Genomic DNA, 16,727 nt, shown 5'->3' with positions numbered 1-16,727 from the left:
CGGGGTGCAGGGCACTGCCCTGCCGCTGGGCGGGCGCGTAGCCCGCGATCCTCATAAAAAGCTGAGCGCAGCGAACTGAGCCCTTAGGCGAAGGCATCATCTTGTACCCAACACACCGACCCTGTGGACACCTCGAAAGCCTCTTTTTATACCCAACGGGGGTGCTGAAGGGGGTATAAAATTCCATTTAATTCAAAGGCTTTCTGGTTGCCCCGTTTGCGCGCCGGCGGCGCGGCTAAATCGCGCTGTAAAGGAGACGTCCACATGGCCGATTGCCGCCATGGCGATGCACGGCGGAAGGTTGAGTGCTGAGATAGGGTGTTTTCTCGACTGCCAGACGTAGCCTGGCCTCGCAGGGGATGCGATCGTTTCGGGGGGCTAGGTGTCTTTCTTGACCTGGATACTGCGCATCAGGCGCGCCAGGGAATCGTCCACGCCACCAGGCCTACTGTCGGGCGCCTGGGAAGCCCTAATACGACCGGGTGAATTGACCTGCTCTGGCATCTCACCCTGGCTGTGAGCCACCTTGCGTGCCTCACTACGTTCCCAGTTGGTACGTGATTGCTCGCGCCGTAGGGCTTCCAGGGACGCCCTCTCCTGACGCGCCAAGCGCAGCCCGCTGATGTCACGCAGCTCCTTTTCACGCTTCTTCAAGGCTGCCTTTTTCGCCCGATACCAGAGGTACCGCACACCAAGGTCAGCAAAGAACTTTTCCGTGAATCGCACCAGGACACGAGTTCGCACCAGGTTAAGTCCCGCTTCATCCTTTTCATCCAATCGAATTTTCTCGACACGCCGGTAAACATAGTCGGCCAGTTCCATGCTGTGCAGCAGGCGATTGAAGGATGCTGCAGAGACGCCGCTATCCTCTGCGACACCGCACTGGGTGTTGAGGAAGAACTGCCCCCGCTTGACATCGAGCCACCCCAAAACGCCCGTCGCCAGATCGAGGCGTAGCAGCATCTGCTCTGCAACCTTGGCCAGCGCATCGAATTTCTCAGAGCGTGTACGGCGACTACCATGGATGGTGTCCAGATCGCGAAGGTACATACCGCGCAGGTCGCCGATCTGACTAAGACGCTTGAACGCCATCCGCAGTAGGGGGTTTTTAAGCTGCTGGCCAGTAAGCCGGCGCGGAGCGGAGTACCGTGGTGTTCGAGCAGGTGCTCGAAGAGCCGCGTGGGGATCTTTCTTGTCGCGATGCACAGCAGTAGGCCGACCCTTTTTGGGGCCGGCCTTGCGGTCGCTCGATCGCGATTTGATGTCCTTATCCGGCGGAGTCACAGGCGGGTATTCACCTGTTGCAGGATAGGTTTCTGGTGCTGCTCGAGCAGCACGTCTTCGGCACGCGAGCGAAGCTCACAGCAGCGCGCTTCGACGGACCGGAGCTTATCGACAAAGCTAGGTAGCTTGTCGATGTCTTGGAGGTCGATATGACCGTCTGCAAGGATCTCGCTGCCCAAGGCAACTGTATCGCCCAGCCTAGCCACGAGCAGGCCGAACGCACAAAGCGGATTACCGTCACCTTCCTGCTCGCGTGCGCCAGTTAGACCGTGACGACTGGCGAGCTCATTGATGCAATCATCTTTAAATTCGCCGTCAAGAGCTTCTACCCAGGCCTCTTCAAGCCAGCAAGGCAAATCTACCTCACCGTTGAGCCAGCGGCCTACACGGCGCAGCCAGGCGCCTGATGCTCTCAGGAACGACGCGCTGTCGCTGCTCTGAGCCAGTATTTCAAAGTCGGGTACGTCTTTACTGACGGCCTTGGCGGGGATCTGGCGATGAAGATTACAGCTCAGCGCCTGGGCGAAATCCTCTTGGCTCAAACCGGTGCGGGCAATCATCTCAGCGGCATGAGCAACAAGTACTTGATCACGGGAAACGGGCTGCTGTCCGTGTGTGGACGTGGTCACGGCTGTTTACCGAATTTAGACTGCCCCAACGCTTTCTCGTGGCCGGACTTCAAACCATCGGGTGACGCCGAGTGTTCCTGACAAGGAAACGGGCGGGTCTCCTGGGCTGCACATGCACCATCGTCACTGATCGTTACGGTGATGTTTCGATGAGTTCTTAGTGCTTTCGCGATCGACGCCGGTTTCACACCGAGCGCACGCGCTACAGGCGCCTGACCCATCCGTTGCACTAAATCACTAAGGGACATCTCTTCCATGTCATACACCTAAGATTGATGAATGATCGAAAGATTAACCGCTAACATATTTTTTATCAATGCCTAAGGCTAACCTTATGAGTTAGCCAGCGGCTTATACTTCGACAATGACTAAGAAAAAGCCCATCGCCCCTGCCCTATTCGCGGAATGCCAAGCAGCCCACGAGCTCTATCTTTCTAAGAAGAACGCTCTCAAGCTGAATCAACGGAAGATTGCCGATGCCGCAGGCATAACACCGGTTTCGGTGAACCATTATTTGAAGGGTATAAATGCGCTCAATGCCCGCTTTGCTTCGGTGCTGGCGAAGCTGCTAAATGAGCCGGTCGAGAGCTTCAGTCCACGCCTTGCTGCCGAAATCGAGGGGATGGCGGCTACAAGTGGTCATTCCAACATTTCCCCAATGCTGCAACCTCACCGAGAGGCCCGGGAATATCCATTGATCTCATGGGTTGCCGCCGGCGAGCAGATCGAATCTTCCGTCTGCTATCCGACCGGAATTGCAGACGATTGGCTGTCGTCTACGGAGAATGCAGGGCCACGTGGTTATTGGCTCAAGGTCAAGGGAAAGTCGATGACATCGGACACACCGCCTAGCTTCCCGGAAGGCACTCCGATATTGATTCGCCCTGAAGGCTTTGACCTCATCAGCGGCAAGTTCTACATCGCCCGCCACACCGTGAGCGGCGAAACCACCTTCAAGCAATACAATCTAGATGCTGGGGTAGGCTACTTGGTGCCACTCAATCCAGAGTACAAGGCGGTAGCTCTGGACGGTACTTGGGAAATTATCGGCCGTGCGATCGATGCGAAAATCACCGGTATGTAACGTCGTTGATAACCCACCGGCGTGCCTTAAAGCATTCCGATCAGCTTCGCAGCTCATCCTCTAGCCTTGCGTGGACATAACTTGCCTGCATCGCCCTGAGCTGATCCCGGCGGGGCACTGTGCACCACGATATGACCTTGGCCAATTTTGAAGTTCTTCATTACAGCGATGCACACGTTCCACGCCTCGCGTGCAACAGCATCGCCGGCTTCGACCACATTGCCCTGGTCATCGATAATCGCAAGACGTGCAGGACGCCCGTCGGCTGTGCTGAATTGATAACCGCTGCTGACATTGGCACTGATACGGCCAAGCTCCAGCGTGCCTGTCTTGGGGATCCCGATCATGGTCTTACCCCTACTTCAATACCTACAGAGCACTTGTTCACGATCAAAGCGATCGTACTGGCGTGGAGATCACGGCGACTTTGGGCTGTGTGTATCGCGCTCCAGTTTTCTTTTGCAATTGCGGCATCGAGTTCAGCGTTTGCACTCCGATACCCCTCAATACTTTGACTGAACAGTCGTTTCGCATTTGGCTCCAGGATGGAAATGGTCAACTGCCCATCGGCGTCTGGAGTGATTCTCGGATCGTTGCAAAGAGCAAGCTCCTCAAGAAGGCGCGCAATTCGTTCGGCAACGTGATCAGTTTTCGGGATGGTCAAACTGTTTACAGTGCTACCCAGTCTGACCTGAACAGATACATCTTCTAAGCCCTGCTCAATGGCAACAATGGCCGTCGCGCAGCAGCGTCCGTCTTCTGCAAAAAAATGGTGCGAAAAGGTGCCGTTCTGAGTGACCTGGTCTGATAACTGAGAGCGCGCATCCGACGAAAGGCAAAGGGCGTACATCGTGTAAACCTCCAAAGCGATCAGGGCACCGCAGCGCAATATCCTGAACTGATGGAGATAAATTAGCCTCAGGCTAATTTTATGTCAAACACCTGCGGCATATTTTTTCGTTCTTTTGTTAGCCGCAGGATAATCAGAAGGGGTGGTGATTGGTCCAGCTCAATTGAGCAATCCCGTCGCCTAGGTGCTTCAAGCTCACGCTTTCCTCGTTATTCAAGTGCTCTAGAAGTCGATCCCAGTCATCGGAGCGCTCGCCAGATAATCGCCGTATTAACGTTCGCCGCAGGACTTGGGCGGAGGCCCTGTTGACCTGTCGGTAAATACGGCATGCAAGTTGGTCGAATGAGGTGGACGGCTGCATCGGAGAAACGCGGTTTTGCTGAAGCACAAAAGCATCCTGCTACTACTGTATATTCAGACAGTATATAGGAAATTGAGCTTAGCTAATATTTGGCCTAATCCCAGTCCTCACTCGCCACCCAATCGCCTGTTTTCCGATGGATCCGAAGCATACGGTGCTGCCCCGTGCGCGAGAAAAGTTGCACATCAATGAACAGACCTTCGCGGTCGGTTGCGTCCACACCCCGCATGAAAATGACAATTCGACTGAATGTGTCCATGACCAACTGCCTGACGCTTTCTCTTGCTCCGTAATCTCCCGTTTCTACTTGGGCAGACAGATCCGCCCATCGCTCAGCCTGGGCTGGTTGAGCAGCCCCTGCGGATATTGAGCTCACCTCATACTCCAATGTGGAAACGCTTTGTTCAGCATCTCTAAGTTGTGATTCCAACTCCCTTGCCTTACGGACAAACGCCAGAGGGGCGGCGCCACTCTCGTCTGCTAAAAGCGCGTCAGTTACCTTGCCTAACTGAACTGTGATCTTCGCAACAGCGGCCCTTGCATCCACAAGCTGACGATGGACAGCCTGACCGTCATCGCTTGGCTGCATCAGTCGCTGGAGGTTGAGCTGATCCGTGCAGAACTTGAGTAACGCTTGCTCGATTGGGACAACGCTGCAGCTTCCACCGGCGGAGCACCCGCCGTTTTTGCTATACGAAGTGCAGTGCAACCTACGATTGCCGTCTGCAATACTTCCATCCACACGTCTACGCTTCATTATGTTTTGCGCAACTAGCGCTGTACCGCAGTAGCCGCAGTAGGCCAATCCGACCCCGGTGATGATGCCTGGTATCTCCCCCGCTCCTCGACGACGCAACCGTTGGCCAGCAAGGTGCTGCAGATCATTCCATTCTGCATCGGACAGGACACGCGGGTAATACTCCTCCAGCTCGTAATCCTCGCCCTCCAGACTCAACCGTTTGACACCTCGCAACGCAGGCAACTTAATCGTCCGGTAAATCTGCAGTCCGGAGATTCCTCCCTCAGTCAGTTGAAATCCCTCTTCATGCATGATGTTTGCAGCACGGCCGGCACCGAGTCCCAAACGATAAAGCTCAAGCGCCCGCTTTACTGCTGCGACACGCTCTGGGATCAACTCCCATCCCTCGTTGGTCAATCGCACCCACTGTGGGTCTTTACCGTTGCGGATCACCCCACGAAACGAACCGGATATCCACCCTTCACATTGACGACGGATTGCGGCTTTGACTCGCCTGCTCTTCGTGTCTGACTCTTCATGCGCCCGGATCATCACCAGGAGCGAATACACCAGGTCCATAGGCTGAGCTTTCAATCCAGCTCTGTTGTACTCGCGGCCGTCGCTGGCAGTAACTACCGTGATACCGGCGTTGATGATCTGAGCAAGTTGAGCCTGGGCTTGGATAGGCTCGGCGCGACTCAACCGGTCCAATCCTTCGACAATCAACACCGAACCGGAAGCAATGCGTCCATCTTCAATCGCACGCAGGAAAACGCCTAAAGCGCCTTGCTTAACATGCCGCTGATGATAGGCGGACAAACCCTCGTCTCTCAGAGACAAAGATCCATCTAAAACCAAGCCTTTCTCAGACGCCCATCGCTCAGCGTACTTCATTTGTCGATCGACGCTATTACCTGAAGCTTGGCGGGGATCCGAAAAGCGTAGGTAACTATAAACTTTGGCCTCTCCAAAGCCCCCGAAAGCTTCCATCAGGCGTCAGCCTTCTCTTTTTTTGCTGCAATATCTTTCACTTTCTCAAGCATCCCGGTGAGTGAATCAAACAGCTGAACCATATGATTAACATCACTATTTTTTGAGTTTATTGGGTCGGGCCACTTAATCTCTTCCGCTAGAACTTTTAGAACCTGAGCTTTAGATTCCGCAAAATTAGCAGGATCTTGACTCGAAAACTCTTTAACTGCTAAATATGACAGCAAATATCTATCAAATACGGACTTTACTCGCATAAACTGAATGGATGAGTCAATAAAACTTCTGTACTGCTTAAGAAACCAAGCCGCCAAAAACTCCACCACAAGAAACGTAAACGAACAAGAAACAACGCCAAAAATAAGTTGTTTATCTACACCCCATACATGAGCCACAACCTGCCATACGAATATTGACGCAACATAAAAATAGATACCCCGCCGCAAATACATCGTACCAGTATCCAAAAGTTTTGAAGCTTTCTTGTCTGACAGTTCAATATGACCTTCAAGCGACTTAATGAGGCCCTGTATGTAAGACTCGATAGCACTCGATTCTTTTACCTCTCTCGTGTGTGCCTCCGCACTACTAACCCCTCCATTACTCGGAGCACTTTCTTCTTTACCATGCTTAATTTCGTCAATTTCATTCATCAACTCGAGAAGCCGAATTTCGAGTCGCTTTGTATTTGCACCCTCATAGTCGATATCTATAAAACTTTTAGAAACTCGAGTCTTATTCACAAAAGCTTCATAGATTATTGAAGTAGCCAAAGTAGCAACCAGCAAACCACCTGCCAATACGACGACTGTATTGTAGTCGACAAACTTTATACCGCTATTGACCCACAGATCACTTTTCAATACATAAGTTGCAAAAGCGCAAAGCACCATAATAAACAGGCTAACGACCGCATATTTCTGTCGACGCCTTATTTTCCTAGCAGCATGATCATCAACTTCCCAAGAATACACTATGTTGCCTGGTCGTTTGGTAAATCCGCCTTGAGAAGTCACATCCTCCTGAAAGCCTTTATAACGAGACTGCTCACTGTAGTAATACATAAAAAGGCACTCCCTACCTAAAACATCACAATTCGCAATTGATAATCAACCGCAACTATTTTTTTGCACATTTTTTGTACAGCGTCTAGAATCGCGCGCCACGAAATTCGCTCAGGGCAAACCCTGCAGGTTGTAAGTATATGAGTAATATCCCACGTGTAGGGTTTGTATCGTTAGGGTGCCCGAAAGCACTGGTCGACTCCGAGCGCATCCTGACCCAGCTGCGCATGGAAGGCTATGACGTGGTGTCCACCTATCAGGACGCCGACGTTGTAGTCGTCAACACCTGCGGTTTCATCGATTCGGCCAAGGCTGAGTCGCTGGAAGTGATCGGCGAAGCGATCAAGGAAAACGGCAAGGTGATCGTCACCGGTTGCATGGGCGTGGAAGAAGGCAACATCCGCAACGTGCACCCGAGCGTGCTGGCCGTGACCGGTCCGCAGCAGTACGAGCAAGTGGTAAACGCCGTGCACGAAGTGGTGCCACCGCGTAAGGATCACAATCCGCTGATCGACCTGGTGCCGCCGCAAGGCATCAAGCTGACCCCGCGCCACTACGCCTACCTGAAGATTTCCGAAGGCTGCAACCACAGCTGCTCCTTCTGCATCATCCCGTCGATGCGCGGCAAACTGGTCAGCCGTCCGGTCGGTGATGTGCTCGACGAAGCTCAGCGTCTGGTCAAATCCGGCGTTAAAGAGTTGCTGGTCATTTCGCAAGACACCAGCGCTTACGGCGTAGATGTGAAATACCGCACCGGTTTCTGGAACGGCGCGCCGGTGAAAACCCGCATGACCGAACTCTGCGAAGCGCTGAGCACCCTCGGCGTCTGGGTCCGTCTGCACTACGTTTACCCATACCCGCACGTTGACGAGCTGATCCCGCTGATGGCCGCCGGCAAGATCCTGCCGTACCTGGACATCCCGTTCCAGCACGCCAGCCCGAAAGTGTTGAAGTCGATGAAACGCCCGGCTTTCGAAGACAAGACCTTGGCGCGCATCAAGAACTGGCGCGAAATCTGCCCGGACCTGATCATCCGTTCGACTTTCATCGTCGGCTTCCCGGGCGAAACCGAAGAAGACTTCCAGTACCTGTTGAACTGGCTGACCGAAGCCCAGCTCGACCGCGTCGGCTGTTTCCAGTACTCGCCGGTAGACGGCGCGCCAGCCAATGATCTGGATCTGGAGATCGTTCCGGACGAGGTCAAGCAGGATCGTTGGGATCGCTTCATGGCGCACCAGCAAGCGATCAGCTCGGCACGCCTGCAAATGCGCATCGGCCGTGAAATCGAAGTGCTGGTCGACGAAGTCGATGAGCAAGGCGCTGTTGGTCGCTGCTTCTTCGATGCCCCGGAAATCGACGGTAACGTGTTTATTGATAACGGCAGCAATTTGAAGCCGGGTGACAAGGTCTGGTGCAAGGTGACTGACGCTGACGAATATGACCTGTGGGCAGAGCAGATCTGATCTGAAGATCAAAAGCCCCTCACCCCAGCCCTCTCCCAGAGGGAGAGGGAGCTGACCGTGTTGTTCTTTCGAGGTACATCGACCTGAGCTATCCGGTCGAACTCAGGTTTGAAAAGCACGAAGTTCAGCTCCCTTCCCCCTCGCCCTCTCTGGGGGAGAGGGGACTGATCGAGGTGCTCTTCAGAATGACGGCGACTTGAAATATCGAGTCGAACTCAGGTTCTGAACAGCACGAAGATCAGCTCCCTTCCCCCTCGCCCCCTCTGGGGGAGAGGGTTGGGGTGAGGGGGAGAGATCTTGCTGGCGACAGAAATAGCCAGCCAGACACCGCAATAAATACGGAAAGCCCCGCTCTTTTTACGAGATGCGGGGCTTTTTTACGGCTATCGTTTAGCGGGGGACGGACTCCCTTGAAACGGACAAGAGGCAGACGGGCATGCGTCACCATTCGGTCATCCACACACCGAAACTCAGCGATTACCAGGAACTGACCCAGGTCTGGGAGGCCTCGGTCCGCGCGACCCATGATTTTCTCCCGGACAGCTATATCGAGCTGCTGCGCAACCTGGTGCTCACCCGTTATCTGGATGCGGTGATGCTGATCTGCACCAAAGACGCCAATCAGCGCATCACCGGGTTTGCCGGTGTTGCCGCGGGCAAGATCGAAATGCTGTTCATCGACCCCGATCATCGCGGTCAGGGCTTGGGCAAGAAACTGCTCAACTACGCGATGCAGCACCTGAATGCTGATGAACTCGACGTCAACGAACAGAACCCACAGGCATTGGGCTTCTACTTCAAGCAGGGTTTTGAAGTGATCGGCCGCTCGGAGGTGGATGGCATGGGCCAGCCGTATCCGTTGCTGCATATGCGGTTGCGTCAGAACCAGCAGCGCTCCAGTAACGGCTGACACACCATGGCCCCCTGTGGGAGCTGGCTTGCCAGCGATGCAGACGCCTCGGTCTGACAGATTCACCGAGGTGATGCCATCGCTGGCAAGCCAGCTCCCACAGGGAATACGGACACCGTGAAAATGGAACCGGACTTAACCGGCGCCACACAGGTACAATGCCCACCCCTTTTTTGTTACGGCCCTGTCATGACTGACCCGATTCGCCTCTCCAAACGCCTCATCGAACTGGTCGGTTGCTCCCGCCGGGAGGCCGAGCTGTTCATTGAGGGCGGCTGGGTCACTGTGGACGGCGAAGTGATTGACGAGCCGCAATTCAAGGTCGGCGACCAGAAGGTCGAGCTCGACAAGGACGCCAAGGCCACTGCGCCGGAGCCGGTGACCATCCTGCTCAACGCCCCTGCCGGCATGGACGTTGAAACCGCCATGCAATCGCTGAGCGCCGAAACCCTCAGCGAAGAACACCGATTCAGCAAGCGCCCGTTGCGCGGGCACTTCCTGCGCCTGACCGCCAGCGCCGACCTGCAAGCCAAGGCTAGCGGCCTGCTGGTGTTCACTCAGGACTGGAAAATCCTCCGCAAGCTCACCGCCGACGCCGCCAAGATCGAGCAGGAATACATCGTAGAAGTCGAAGGTGACATGGTCGCCCACGGCCTCAACCGTTTGCAGCACGGCCTGACCCACAAGGGCAAGGAGCTGCCGCCGGTCAAGGCCAGCTGGCAGAACGAAAACCGTCTGCGCTTCGCCATGAAAAACCCGCAGCCCGGCATCATCGCCCAGTTCTGCGAAGCGGTCGGCCTGAAGGTCATCGGCATCCGCCGCATCCGCATCGGCGGCGTCTCGATCGGCAAGGTTCCGGTCGGCCAATGGCGCTACCTGTCCGGCAAAGAGAAGTTCTAAGACTTCCACTGCCGCCACACATTCCGGTAGCGCGCCCGCGTGCTGCCCACAACGCTTATCAGGATGACTCACATGATTCATAACGACGTATTGCGCAGCGTGCGCTACATGCTCGACATCAGCGACAAGAAGGTTGTCGAGATCATCAAACTCGGCGGCATGGAAGTCGCGCTCGCCGACGTGGTGACCTGGCTCGACAAGAAAGAAGAAGACGAAGAAGGTTTCGTGCGCTGCCCGGACGAAGTCATCGCGCACTTCCTCGACGGTCTGGTGATCTTCAAGCGTGGCAAGGACGAAAGCCGTCCGCCGCAGCCGATCGAAGTGCCAGTGACCAACAACATCATTCTGAAAAAACTGCGCGTGGCCTTCGAATTGAAAGAAGACGACATGCACGCGATTCTCAAGGCTGCCGAGTTCCCGGTGTCCAAGCCTGAGCTGAGCGCACTGTTCCGCAAGGTTGGCCACACCAACTATCGCCCGTGCGGCGACCAGTTGCTGCGCAACTTCCTCAAGGGTCTGACCCTGCGCGTTCGCCCGGCCTGATCCCCTTCTGCGGTGGCGACTGATGGTCGCCGCCGCAACGCATGATTGTTCATTCCCTCCAGAAATAATGGCTCCGCTTCGTGCGGCTGACGACTAGGGTGTACTGATCCCTAATCCTCAGGACTCGCCATGCACCCGTATTTCTCCCTGCAAGGCCGCACCGCTCTGGTGACCGGCGGCACCCGTGGTATCGGCAAGATGATCGCCAAGGCCTTTGTCGAGGCTGGTGCCCGCGTCTATGTCTGCTCGCGCGATGCCGAAGCCTGCCATCAAACGGCTGAAGAACTCAGTGTCCTGGGCAAATGTCATGGCATCGCCGCGAATCTGGCGACGGAAGAAGGCGTACAGGAGCTGGCCGCGCGCCTGGGTGAGCAGATCACGCATCTGGATATTCTGGTGAACAACGCCGGCACTACTTGGGGCGCGCCGCTGGAGAGCTATCCGGTCAAGGGCTGGGAGAAGGTCATGCAGCTCAACGTGACGTCGGTGTTCAGTTGCATCCAGCAATTTCTGCCGCTGTTGCGCAAGGCTGGCTCAGCGGCGAATCCGGCGCGGATTATCAACATTGGTTCGGTGGCGGGGATTTCTTCGTTTGGTGAGCAGGCGTATGCCTACGGGCCGAGTAAAGCCGCCCTGCATCAATTGTCGCGGATTCTGGCGCGGGAGCTGGTGAGCCAGCACATCAACGTCAATGTGATCGCACCGGGGCGGTTTCCGAGCAAGATGACTCAGCATATTGGTAATGATGAGAAGGCGCTGGCTGAGGATACGGCTTTGATTCCGATGAAGCGTTGGGGGCGGGAGGAAGAGATGGCGGCGCTGGCGATCAGTCTGGCGAGTACGGCTGGGGCTTATATGACCGGGAATATTATTCCGCTGGATGGCGGGTTCAGTCTCTGAGATCGGCAGCGCGACCATCGCTGGCAAGCCAGCTCCCACAGGGTTCTCGAGTGTCCGCACGATTTGTGTAAGGCACCAAAACCTGTGGGAGCTGGCTTGCCAGCGATGGCGGCCGCTCGACCACCACCAGACTTGAGGTCTGCCGGGTTATCATGCCCACCCCTGCCCCCGCTTCGAATGCAAACCATGACTTACAGCGTTTCCCCCATCGGCTTCGTGCGCTCCTGCTTCAAGGAGAAATTCGCCATCCCACGCCAGCCACAACTGGCCCCCGCCGCCCGTGGCGTGCTGGAACTGGTGGCGCCGTTCGATCAGGGTGACGCCGTGCAGGGCCTGGAACAGGTCAGCCATGTGTGGCTGTTGTTCCTGTTTCATCAGGCACTGGAAGACAAACCGCGCCTGAAAGTCCGCCCACCGCGCCTGGGCGGCAACAAGTCCATGGGCGTGTTCGCCACCCGCGCGACTCACCGGCCGAACGGCATCGGTCAGTCAGTGGTGAAACTGGACAAGGTCGAAGCCCATCGGCTGTTCATCTCCGGGATCGACTTGCTCGACGGCACGCCGATTCTCGACATCAAACCCTACGTGCCTTACGCCGACATCATTCCCGAAGCTTCCAACAGCATCGCCAGTGCAGCACCGCAACTGATTGACGTGCAGTGGACGGACTCAGCACTGAAACAGGCGCACACACACGCTCAGCGCCTTGGCGAACCCTTGGTTGAGCTGATTGAACAGTGCCTGGCGCAGGATCCGCGCCCGGCCTATCAAACCCCGGTGCCTGAGCGTGAATATGGCGCACAGTTCTGGGATCTGGACGTGCGCTGGCATTACCCGACACCGGAGCAGATACGCGTGCTGGAAGTCATTCCCGCCATGGTCTGAAACCGCGCCCAATGTAGTAGCTGCCGCAGGCTGCGATCTTTTGATTTTGCTCTTCAAAAGCAAGATCAAAAGATCGCAGCCTGCGGCAGCTCCTACAGGGAAATGTTCGGGCATAAAAAAGCCCCCATTGCCTGCAAAGGCAATGGGGGCTTTTTCAGTGGGGATTACTTCTCGACGAACGCACGCTCGATCAGGTAATCACCCGGCTCGCGCATCCGCGCCGAGATCTTCAGGCCGAAGCTGTCGAGCACTTCGCTGGTCTCGTCGAGCATGCTCGGGCTGCCGCAGATCATCGCGCGGTCGTCCTGCGGGTTGATCGGAGGCAGGCCGATGTCGCTGAACAGCTTGCCGCTGCGCATCAGGTCGGTCAGACGGCCCTGATTCTCGAAAGGCTCGCGGGTCACGGTCGGGTAGTAGATCAGCTTGTCACGCAGCGCTTCGCCGAAGAACTCGTTCTGCGGCAGGTGCTCGGTGATGAATTCGCGGTAGGCGACTTCGTTGACGTAACGCACGCCGTGGACCAGGATCACTTTTTCAAAGCGCTCGTAGGTTTCCGGGTCCTGAATGACGCTCATGAACGGCGCCAGGCCAGTGCCGGTGCTCAGCAGATACAGGTGCTTGCCCGGGTTCAGGTCGTCCAGCACCAGGGTGCCGGTAGGCTTCTTCGAGATGATGATCTCGTCGCCTTCCTTCAAGTGCTGCAGTTGCGAAGTCAGCGGGCCGTCCTGCACCTTGATGCTGAAGAACTCCAGATGCTCTTCCCAGTTCGGACTGGCGATCGAGTAAGCGCGCATAAGCGGGCGGCCGTTGGGCTGTTGCAGGCCGATCATCACGAACTGACCGTTCTCGAAGCGCAGACCCGGATCGCGGGTGCACTTGAAGCTGAACAGAGTGTCGTTCCAGTGATGAACACTGAGGACACGCTCGTGGTTCATGTTGCTCATGTACGTTTGACTCCTGGAGATTGGGTCTGCGCTGGCTTTTGAAGGCGACGGTGCGCAATTGCATCGCATTCTAATAGCGACGACAATATCTGTTAACTGGATTATTAAGATAAGGGTTATCGGTTATATCGATATGCGATTTACTCTCCGTCAACTGCAAGTCTTCGTCGCCGTCGCCCAGCAGGAAAGCGTATCCCGTGCTGCGGGTCTGCTCAACCTCTCGCAGTCGGCCGCGAGCACCTCGATCACCGAGCTCGAGCGCCAATCCAGCTGCCAGCTGTTCGACCGCGCCGGCAAACGGCTGAGCCTCAACGCCCTCGGCAAACAGCTGTTGCCACAAGCGGTGGCGCTGCTCGATCAGGCCAAGGAAATCGAAGACCTGCTCAACGGTAAATCCGGTTTCGGCTCGCTGTCGGTGGGCGCAACGCTGACCATCGGCAATTACCTGGCGACGCTGCTGATCGGCAGTTTCATGCAACGCCATCCAGAAAGTCAGGTGAAGCTGCACGTGCAGAACACTGCCAATATCGTGCAGCAAGTCGCCCATTACGAAATTGATCTGGGTCTAATCGAAGGCGATTGCAGCCACCCGGATATCGAAGTGCAGAGCTGGGTTGAAGATGAGCTGGTGGTGTTCTGCGCGCCGCAGCATCCACTGGCCCAACGCGGTACGGCGACCATGGAGGAGCTGACGCACGAGGCATGGATTCTGCGCGAACAGGGTTCCGGCACGCGGCTGACCTTCGATCAGGCCATGCGTCACCATCGCAGTGCGCTGAATATTCGTCTGGAGCTGGAACACACCGAAGCGATCAAACGCGCGGTGGAATCAGGACTGGGGATTGGCTGCATCTCGCGGCTGGCGCTGCGTGACGCGTTCCGACGCGGCAGCTTGGTGCCGGTGGAGACGCCGGACCTGGATCTGGCCCGACAGTTTTACTTCATCTGGCACAAGCAGAAATACCAGACTTCGGCCATGCGCGAATTTCTCGAGCTGTGCCGCGCTTTCACCGCCGGGGTGCAGCGCAGCGACGAGATCGTTTTGCCGACAATCGCTTAAAGCAGAATCACTGCCCACACCAGCGCAATCATGCTCAGTGCGACGAATTGTGCGGCGCTGCCCATGTCCTTGGCGTTCTTCGACAGCGGGTGCAGCTCCAGCGAAATGCGGTCGATGGCCGCTTCCACAGCCGAATTCAGCAACTCGACGATCAGCGCCAGCAGGCACACGGCAATCAACAGTGCCTGCTCAACGCGGCTGACATTGAGGAAGAACGTCAGCGGAATCAGCACCACATTGAGCAGTACCAATTGGCGAAAGGCTGCTTCACCGGTGAAGGCTGCGCGCAGGCCGTCCAGCGAGTAACCGGAGGCGTTGAGGATGCGTTTCAGGCCGGTCTGGCCCTTGAAAGGTGACATAACGTAGAAACCAACCAAAAAGGAGTGGGAAAGCTAGAGCAACAAAAGTCAAAAAAGCGTGAAGACGCCAGCCATTATTGGCTCGGAATTGACTCAAGTTGTTGCAGCAGTAAAGCCGCTTGCGTACGAGTGCGCACATTCAGCTTGCGAAAGATCGCCGTGACGTGGGCCTTGATGGTCGCTTCCGACACACTCAGCTCATAGGCAATCTGCTTGTTCAGCAGGCCTTCGCAGACCATGGTCAAGACGCGGAACTGCTGCGGGGTCAGGCTGGCGAGACCATCGCTGGCGGCTTTGGCTTCATCGGAAACGGCGACTGCCTCGAACGCCTGCGGCGGCCAGAAAACATCGCCATCGAGCACTTTGCGCACGGCCTCCTGAATCACGCTGAGGTCGCTGGACTTGGGGATAAAACCACTGGCGCCGAACTCACGGGATTTGACCATCACCGACGCTTCTTCCTGCGCCGAAACCATCACCACCGGAATCTGCGGGTACTGCCCGCGCAGCATGACCAAACCGGAAAACCCGAAAGCGCCGGGCATGTTCAGGTCCAGCAGGACCAGATCCCAGTCAGCCTTTTCGGTCAGGCGAGATTCCAGCTCGGCGATGCTCGCCACTTCTACCAGCCGGACGTCCGGGCCAAGGCCCAGCGTCACCGCTTGATGCAGGGCGCTACGAAACAGAGGGTGGTCATCGGCAATCAGGATGTCGTATGTGGCCATTTTTCAAATGATCCTGTTTTTGATGGCAGACCCGGTGCATTCCGGTCTGGCCAAAGCAACTCAAGATGCCGCTTGAAAGCGGTATCTACAGGGGCACGTTCAACGCCAATCAACAGCAAACACGGCGTTTCAAACCTTGGCCGCACCCCAATCGGCGCCAAGCATGCCCAGCGAAGACGGGGTGGTCAAGCAGCACGGCCGCTGGCTTGTACAGTATGGGCCACTATTGGGCCAACTCCGGCTGCGGCTTTCGTATATAGGGCAACAACTCGGCGTGAGCCGGCGTTGACTCATTCATGTCCAGTTGCTGTTTGGCGCCCAGATAATGCTGGCTGAACACGTCAAAATAGGCGTCCAGCGCAGAGGCGGCGTCGCTGTCACCAGCCAGTTCCAGGCACAATGCCGCGACTTCGGCGGTGCACAGGTGCTCACTGCGGGTCGAACGGCGCAAGCGGTAACGCGAGAGTTTGTCGGGCAGCAGACTGAGAATCGGCAAGCGATCAAAATACGGGCTCTTGCGGAAAATCTTCCGCGCTTCGGTCCAGGTCGCATCCAGCAGAATGAACAACGGGCGCTTGCTGCTATCGATCGCGACAGTATTGGTCACTCGCGACGGCTCCACGTATTCGCCGGGAAACACCAGATACGGTTGCCATTGCGGATCATTGAGCAGCGCCAGCATCTGCGGATCAGGCTCGGTACGCGACCAGATAAACGCATGGTTATCGCGCACCACGTCGGCTATCAGCCAACCGGTGTTGCTCGGTTTGAACACTTCCTTGCCGGTCATGATCAGGCACACGCCCGATCGGGTTTCGACACTCGGACGCCAGGCGCACAAACAATGGCTGATGATCACCCGGCAGTCGCGGCAACGCTCGGAGCGAAAGCCACGGGCCTGAATCGGCTTGATGCCCTCGTCCTCGCGCTGATCGCGCAAGCGGGCTACGGCGTTGGGGGCATGATGGGTCACGGGCAACGCCTTACGGCAGGAAAACTCGACACGCACAGCACTCGGCAAGGCTATAAAGGCCGGC

General features: G+C 56.4%; 20 protein-coding genes. 8 read left to right on the top strand and 12 right to left on the bottom strand.

The genetic code is table 11. The features are described 5' to 3' along the window. Positions 1 to 378 precede the first annotated feature (378 nt). From AC3IUF_RS06205 to AC3IUF_RS06195, 3 genes are all read right to left on the bottom strand, one after another. Positions 379 to 1,092 carry a hypothetical protein gene (locus AC3IUF_RS06205; RefSeq protein WP_489280658.1) on the bottom strand — a complete coding sequence of 238 codons (714 nt, stop codon included), beginning with the start codon at positions 1,090 to 1,092 and terminating at the stop codon, positions 379 to 381. A 188-nt stretch (positions 1,093 to 1,280) separates the two neighbouring features. Continuing rightward, a complete protein-coding gene (locus AC3IUF_RS06200) occupies positions 1,281 to 1,913 on the bottom strand; it encodes a hypothetical protein (protein ID WP_489280656.1) in 633 nt (210 codons plus the stop codon). Next, positions 1,910 to 2,170, bottom strand: coding sequence for a Cro/CI family transcriptional regulator (locus tag AC3IUF_RS06195; RefSeq protein ID WP_489280655.1), 261 nt, complete (start codon positions 2,168 to 2,170; stop codon positions 1,910 to 1,912). The genes AC3IUF_RS06200 and AC3IUF_RS06195 overlap by 4 nt, the downstream gene beginning before the upstream one ends. Positions 2,171 to 2,277: 107 nt before the next feature. On the opposite strand from AC3IUF_RS06195, the gene AC3IUF_RS06190 reads away from it, so the two are divergent. Further along, on the top strand, positions 2,278 to 2,997 hold the full coding sequence (locus AC3IUF_RS06190) for a S24 family peptidase (RefSeq protein WP_134101691.1): 720 nt from the start codon (positions 2,278 to 2,280) through the stop codon (positions 2,995 to 2,997). A gap of 53 nt (positions 2,998 to 3,050) precedes the next feature. Here AC3IUF_RS06190 and AC3IUF_RS06185 read toward each other — a convergent pair whose 3' ends face one another. The 5 genes from AC3IUF_RS06185 to AC3IUF_RS06165 all read right to left on the bottom strand — a co-directional run bounded on the left by AC3IUF_RS06185 (position 3,051) and on the right by AC3IUF_RS06165 (position 7,001). Further along, complete coding sequence (locus tag AC3IUF_RS06185) at positions 3,051 to 3,344, bottom strand: hypothetical protein (protein WP_489280653.1); 294 nt, start codon at positions 3,342 to 3,344, stop codon at positions 3,051 to 3,053. Further along, entirely contained in the window at positions 3,341 to 3,847 is a 507-nt protein-coding gene (locus AC3IUF_RS06180) for a hypothetical protein (protein ID WP_489280652.1), read from the bottom strand. Before AC3IUF_RS06180 ends, AC3IUF_RS06185 begins: the two co-directional genes overlap by 4 nt. 133 nt (positions 3,848 to 3,980) lie before the next feature. After that, positions 3,981 to 4,208 carry a DUF1654 domain-containing protein gene (locus AC3IUF_RS06175; RefSeq protein WP_489281607.1) on the bottom strand — a complete coding sequence of 76 codons (228 nt, stop codon included), beginning with the start codon at positions 4,206 to 4,208 and terminating at the stop codon, positions 3,981 to 3,983. Positions 4,209 to 4,302: 94 nt separating this feature from the next. Further along, complete coding sequence (locus tag AC3IUF_RS06170; RefSeq protein ID WP_489280650.1) at positions 4,303 to 5,937, bottom strand: recombinase family protein; 1,635 nt, start codon at positions 5,935 to 5,937, stop codon at positions 4,303 to 4,305. Next, entirely contained in the window at positions 5,937 to 7,001 is a 1,065-nt protein-coding gene (locus tag AC3IUF_RS06165) for a hypothetical protein (protein ID WP_489280648.1), read from the bottom strand. The genes AC3IUF_RS06170 and AC3IUF_RS06165 overlap by 1 nt, the downstream gene beginning before the upstream one ends. A gap of 140 nt (positions 7,002 to 7,141) precedes the next feature. Here AC3IUF_RS06165 and rimO point away from each other — a divergent pair, with 140 nt between their 5' ends. From rimO to tsaA, 6 genes are all read left to right on the top strand, one after another. Next, entirely contained in the window at positions 7,142 to 8,464 is a 1,323-nt protein-coding gene (rimO, locus tag AC3IUF_RS06160; RefSeq protein ID WP_489280647.1) for a 30S ribosomal protein S12 methylthiotransferase RimO, read from the top strand. A 436-nt stretch (positions 8,465 to 8,900) separates the two neighbouring features. Further along, on the top strand, positions 8,901 to 9,374 hold the full coding sequence (locus tag AC3IUF_RS06155; RefSeq protein WP_007908717.1) for a GNAT family N-acetyltransferase: 474 nt from the start codon (positions 8,901 to 8,903) through the stop codon (positions 9,372 to 9,374). Between the two features lie 189 nt (positions 9,375 to 9,563). Continuing rightward, the gene (locus tag AC3IUF_RS06150; protein WP_077571376.1) at positions 9,564 to 10,274 is read left to right on the top strand and encodes an rRNA pseudouridine synthase; all 711 of its coding nucleotides are present in this window, start codon (positions 9,564 to 9,566) and stop codon (positions 10,272 to 10,274) included. 72 nt (positions 10,275 to 10,346) lie between these two features. Next, entirely contained in the window at positions 10,347 to 10,817 is a 471-nt protein-coding gene (locus AC3IUF_RS06145; RefSeq protein WP_007908719.1) for a YehS family protein, read from the top strand. A gap of 129 nt (positions 10,818 to 10,946) precedes the next feature. Beyond that, the gene (locus AC3IUF_RS06140; RefSeq protein WP_123374626.1) at positions 10,947 to 11,717 is read left to right on the top strand and encodes an SDR family oxidoreductase; all 771 of its coding nucleotides are present in this window, start codon (positions 10,947 to 10,949) and stop codon (positions 11,715 to 11,717) included. A gap of 177 nt (positions 11,718 to 11,894) precedes the next feature. Beyond that, positions 11,895 to 12,602, top strand: a complete 708-nt coding sequence (gene tsaA, locus AC3IUF_RS06135; protein ID WP_095112453.1) for a tRNA (N6-threonylcarbamoyladenosine(37)-N6)-methyltransferase TrmO — start codon at positions 11,895 to 11,897, stop codon at positions 12,600 to 12,602. A gap of 164 nt (positions 12,603 to 12,766) precedes the next feature. Here the strand turns inward: tsaA and fpr are convergent, their stop codons facing one another. Then, the gene (gene fpr / locus AC3IUF_RS06130; RefSeq protein ID WP_007908723.1) at positions 12,767 to 13,546 is read right to left on the bottom strand and encodes a ferredoxin-NADP reductase; all 780 of its coding nucleotides are present in this window, start codon (positions 13,544 to 13,546) and stop codon (positions 12,767 to 12,769) included. 133 nt (positions 13,547 to 13,679) lie between these two features. Between fpr and AC3IUF_RS06125 the strand changes: the two genes are divergently transcribed. Then, positions 13,680 to 14,606: a LysR family transcriptional regulator gene (locus tag AC3IUF_RS06125; protein ID WP_007908725.1), complete on the top strand. Its 927-nt coding sequence runs from the start codon at positions 13,680 to 13,682 to the stop codon at positions 14,604 to 14,606. Here the strand turns inward: AC3IUF_RS06125 and AC3IUF_RS06120 are convergent. From AC3IUF_RS06120 to AC3IUF_RS06110, 3 genes are all read right to left on the bottom strand, one after another. Further along, entirely contained in the window at positions 14,603 to 14,965 is a 363-nt protein-coding gene (locus tag AC3IUF_RS06120) for a diacylglycerol kinase (protein WP_003222276.1), read from the bottom strand. The two genes, AC3IUF_RS06125 and AC3IUF_RS06120, sit on opposite strands and share 4 nt — an antisense overlap. A 74-nt stretch (positions 14,966 to 15,039) precedes the next feature. Then, positions 15,040 to 15,690: a response regulator transcription factor ErdR gene (gene erdR / locus AC3IUF_RS06115; protein ID WP_007908734.1), complete on the bottom strand. Its 651-nt coding sequence runs from the start codon at positions 15,688 to 15,690 to the stop codon at positions 15,040 to 15,042. A gap of 223 nt (positions 15,691 to 15,913) precedes the next feature. Further along, on the bottom strand, positions 15,914 to 16,663 hold the full coding sequence (locus AC3IUF_RS06110) for a tRNA-uridine aminocarboxypropyltransferase (protein ID WP_007908736.1): 750 nt from the start codon (positions 16,661 to 16,663) through the stop codon (positions 15,914 to 15,916). Positions 16,664 to 16,727: the final 64 nt, after the last annotated feature.

The organism is Pseudomonas sp. KH_040, assembly GCF_057839305.1.
Note: the sequence above shows the minus strand (reverse complement) of the source record. Positions and strands in the feature narration are given on the sequence as shown.

Excerpts from the sequence above, each read along its gene's own strand:
- AC3IUF_RS06205 (WP_489280658.1), bottom strand. The coding sequence starts at position 1,092 with ATGGCGTTCAAGCGTCTTAGTCAGATCGGCGACCTGCGCGGTATGTAC.
- AC3IUF_RS06195 (WP_489280655.1), bottom strand. The coding sequence starts at position 2,170 with ATGGAAGAGATGTCCCTTAGTGATTTAGTGCAACGGATGGGTCAGGCG.
- AC3IUF_RS06190 (WP_134101691.1), top strand. The coding sequence starts at position 2,278 with ATGACTAAGAAAAAGCCCATCGCCCCTGCCCTATTCGCGGAATGCCAA.
- AC3IUF_RS06185 (WP_489280653.1), bottom strand. The coding sequence starts at position 3,344 with ATGATCGGGATCCCCAAGACAGGCACGCTGGAGCTTGGCCGTATCAGT.
- AC3IUF_RS06180 (WP_489280652.1), bottom strand. The coding sequence starts at position 3,847 with ATGTACGCCCTTTGCCTTTCGTCGGATGCGCGCTCTCAGTTATCAGAC.
- AC3IUF_RS06175 (WP_489281607.1), bottom strand. The coding sequence starts at position 4,208 with ATGCAGCCGTCCACCTCATTCGACCAACTTGCATGCCGTATTTACCGA.
- AC3IUF_RS06170 (WP_489280650.1), bottom strand. The coding sequence starts at position 5,937 with ATGGAAGCTTTCGGGGGCTTTGGAGAGGCCAAAGTTTATAGTTACCTA.
- AC3IUF_RS06165 (WP_489280648.1), bottom strand. The coding sequence starts at position 7,001 with ATGTATTACTACAGTGAGCAGTCTCGTTATAAAGGCTTTCAGGAGGAT.
- rimO (WP_489280647.1), top strand. The coding sequence starts at position 7,142 with ATGAGTAATATCCCACGTGTAGGGTTTGTATCGTTAGGGTGCCCGAAA.
- AC3IUF_RS06155 (WP_007908717.1), top strand. The coding sequence starts at position 8,901 with ATGCGTCACCATTCGGTCATCCACACACCGAAACTCAGCGATTACCAG.
- AC3IUF_RS06150 (WP_077571376.1), top strand. The coding sequence starts at position 9,564 with ATGACTGACCCGATTCGCCTCTCCAAACGCCTCATCGAACTGGTCGGT.
- AC3IUF_RS06145 (WP_007908719.1), top strand. The coding sequence starts at position 10,347 with ATGATTCATAACGACGTATTGCGCAGCGTGCGCTACATGCTCGACATC.
- AC3IUF_RS06140 (WP_123374626.1), top strand. The coding sequence starts at position 10,947 with ATGCACCCGTATTTCTCCCTGCAAGGCCGCACCGCTCTGGTGACCGGC.
- tsaA (WP_095112453.1), top strand. The coding sequence starts at position 11,895 with ATGCAAACCATGACTTACAGCGTTTCCCCCATCGGCTTCGTGCGCTCC.
- fpr (WP_007908723.1), bottom strand. The coding sequence starts at position 13,546 with ATGAGCAACATGAACCACGAGCGTGTCCTCAGTGTTCATCACTGGAAC.
- AC3IUF_RS06125 (WP_007908725.1), top strand. The coding sequence starts at position 13,680 with ATGCGATTTACTCTCCGTCAACTGCAAGTCTTCGTCGCCGTCGCCCAG.
- AC3IUF_RS06120 (WP_003222276.1), bottom strand. The coding sequence starts at position 14,965 with ATGTCACCTTTCAAGGGCCAGACCGGCCTGAAACGCATCCTCAACGCC.
- erdR (WP_007908734.1), bottom strand. The coding sequence starts at position 15,690 with ATGGCCACATACGACATCCTGATTGCCGATGACCACCCTCTGTTTCGT.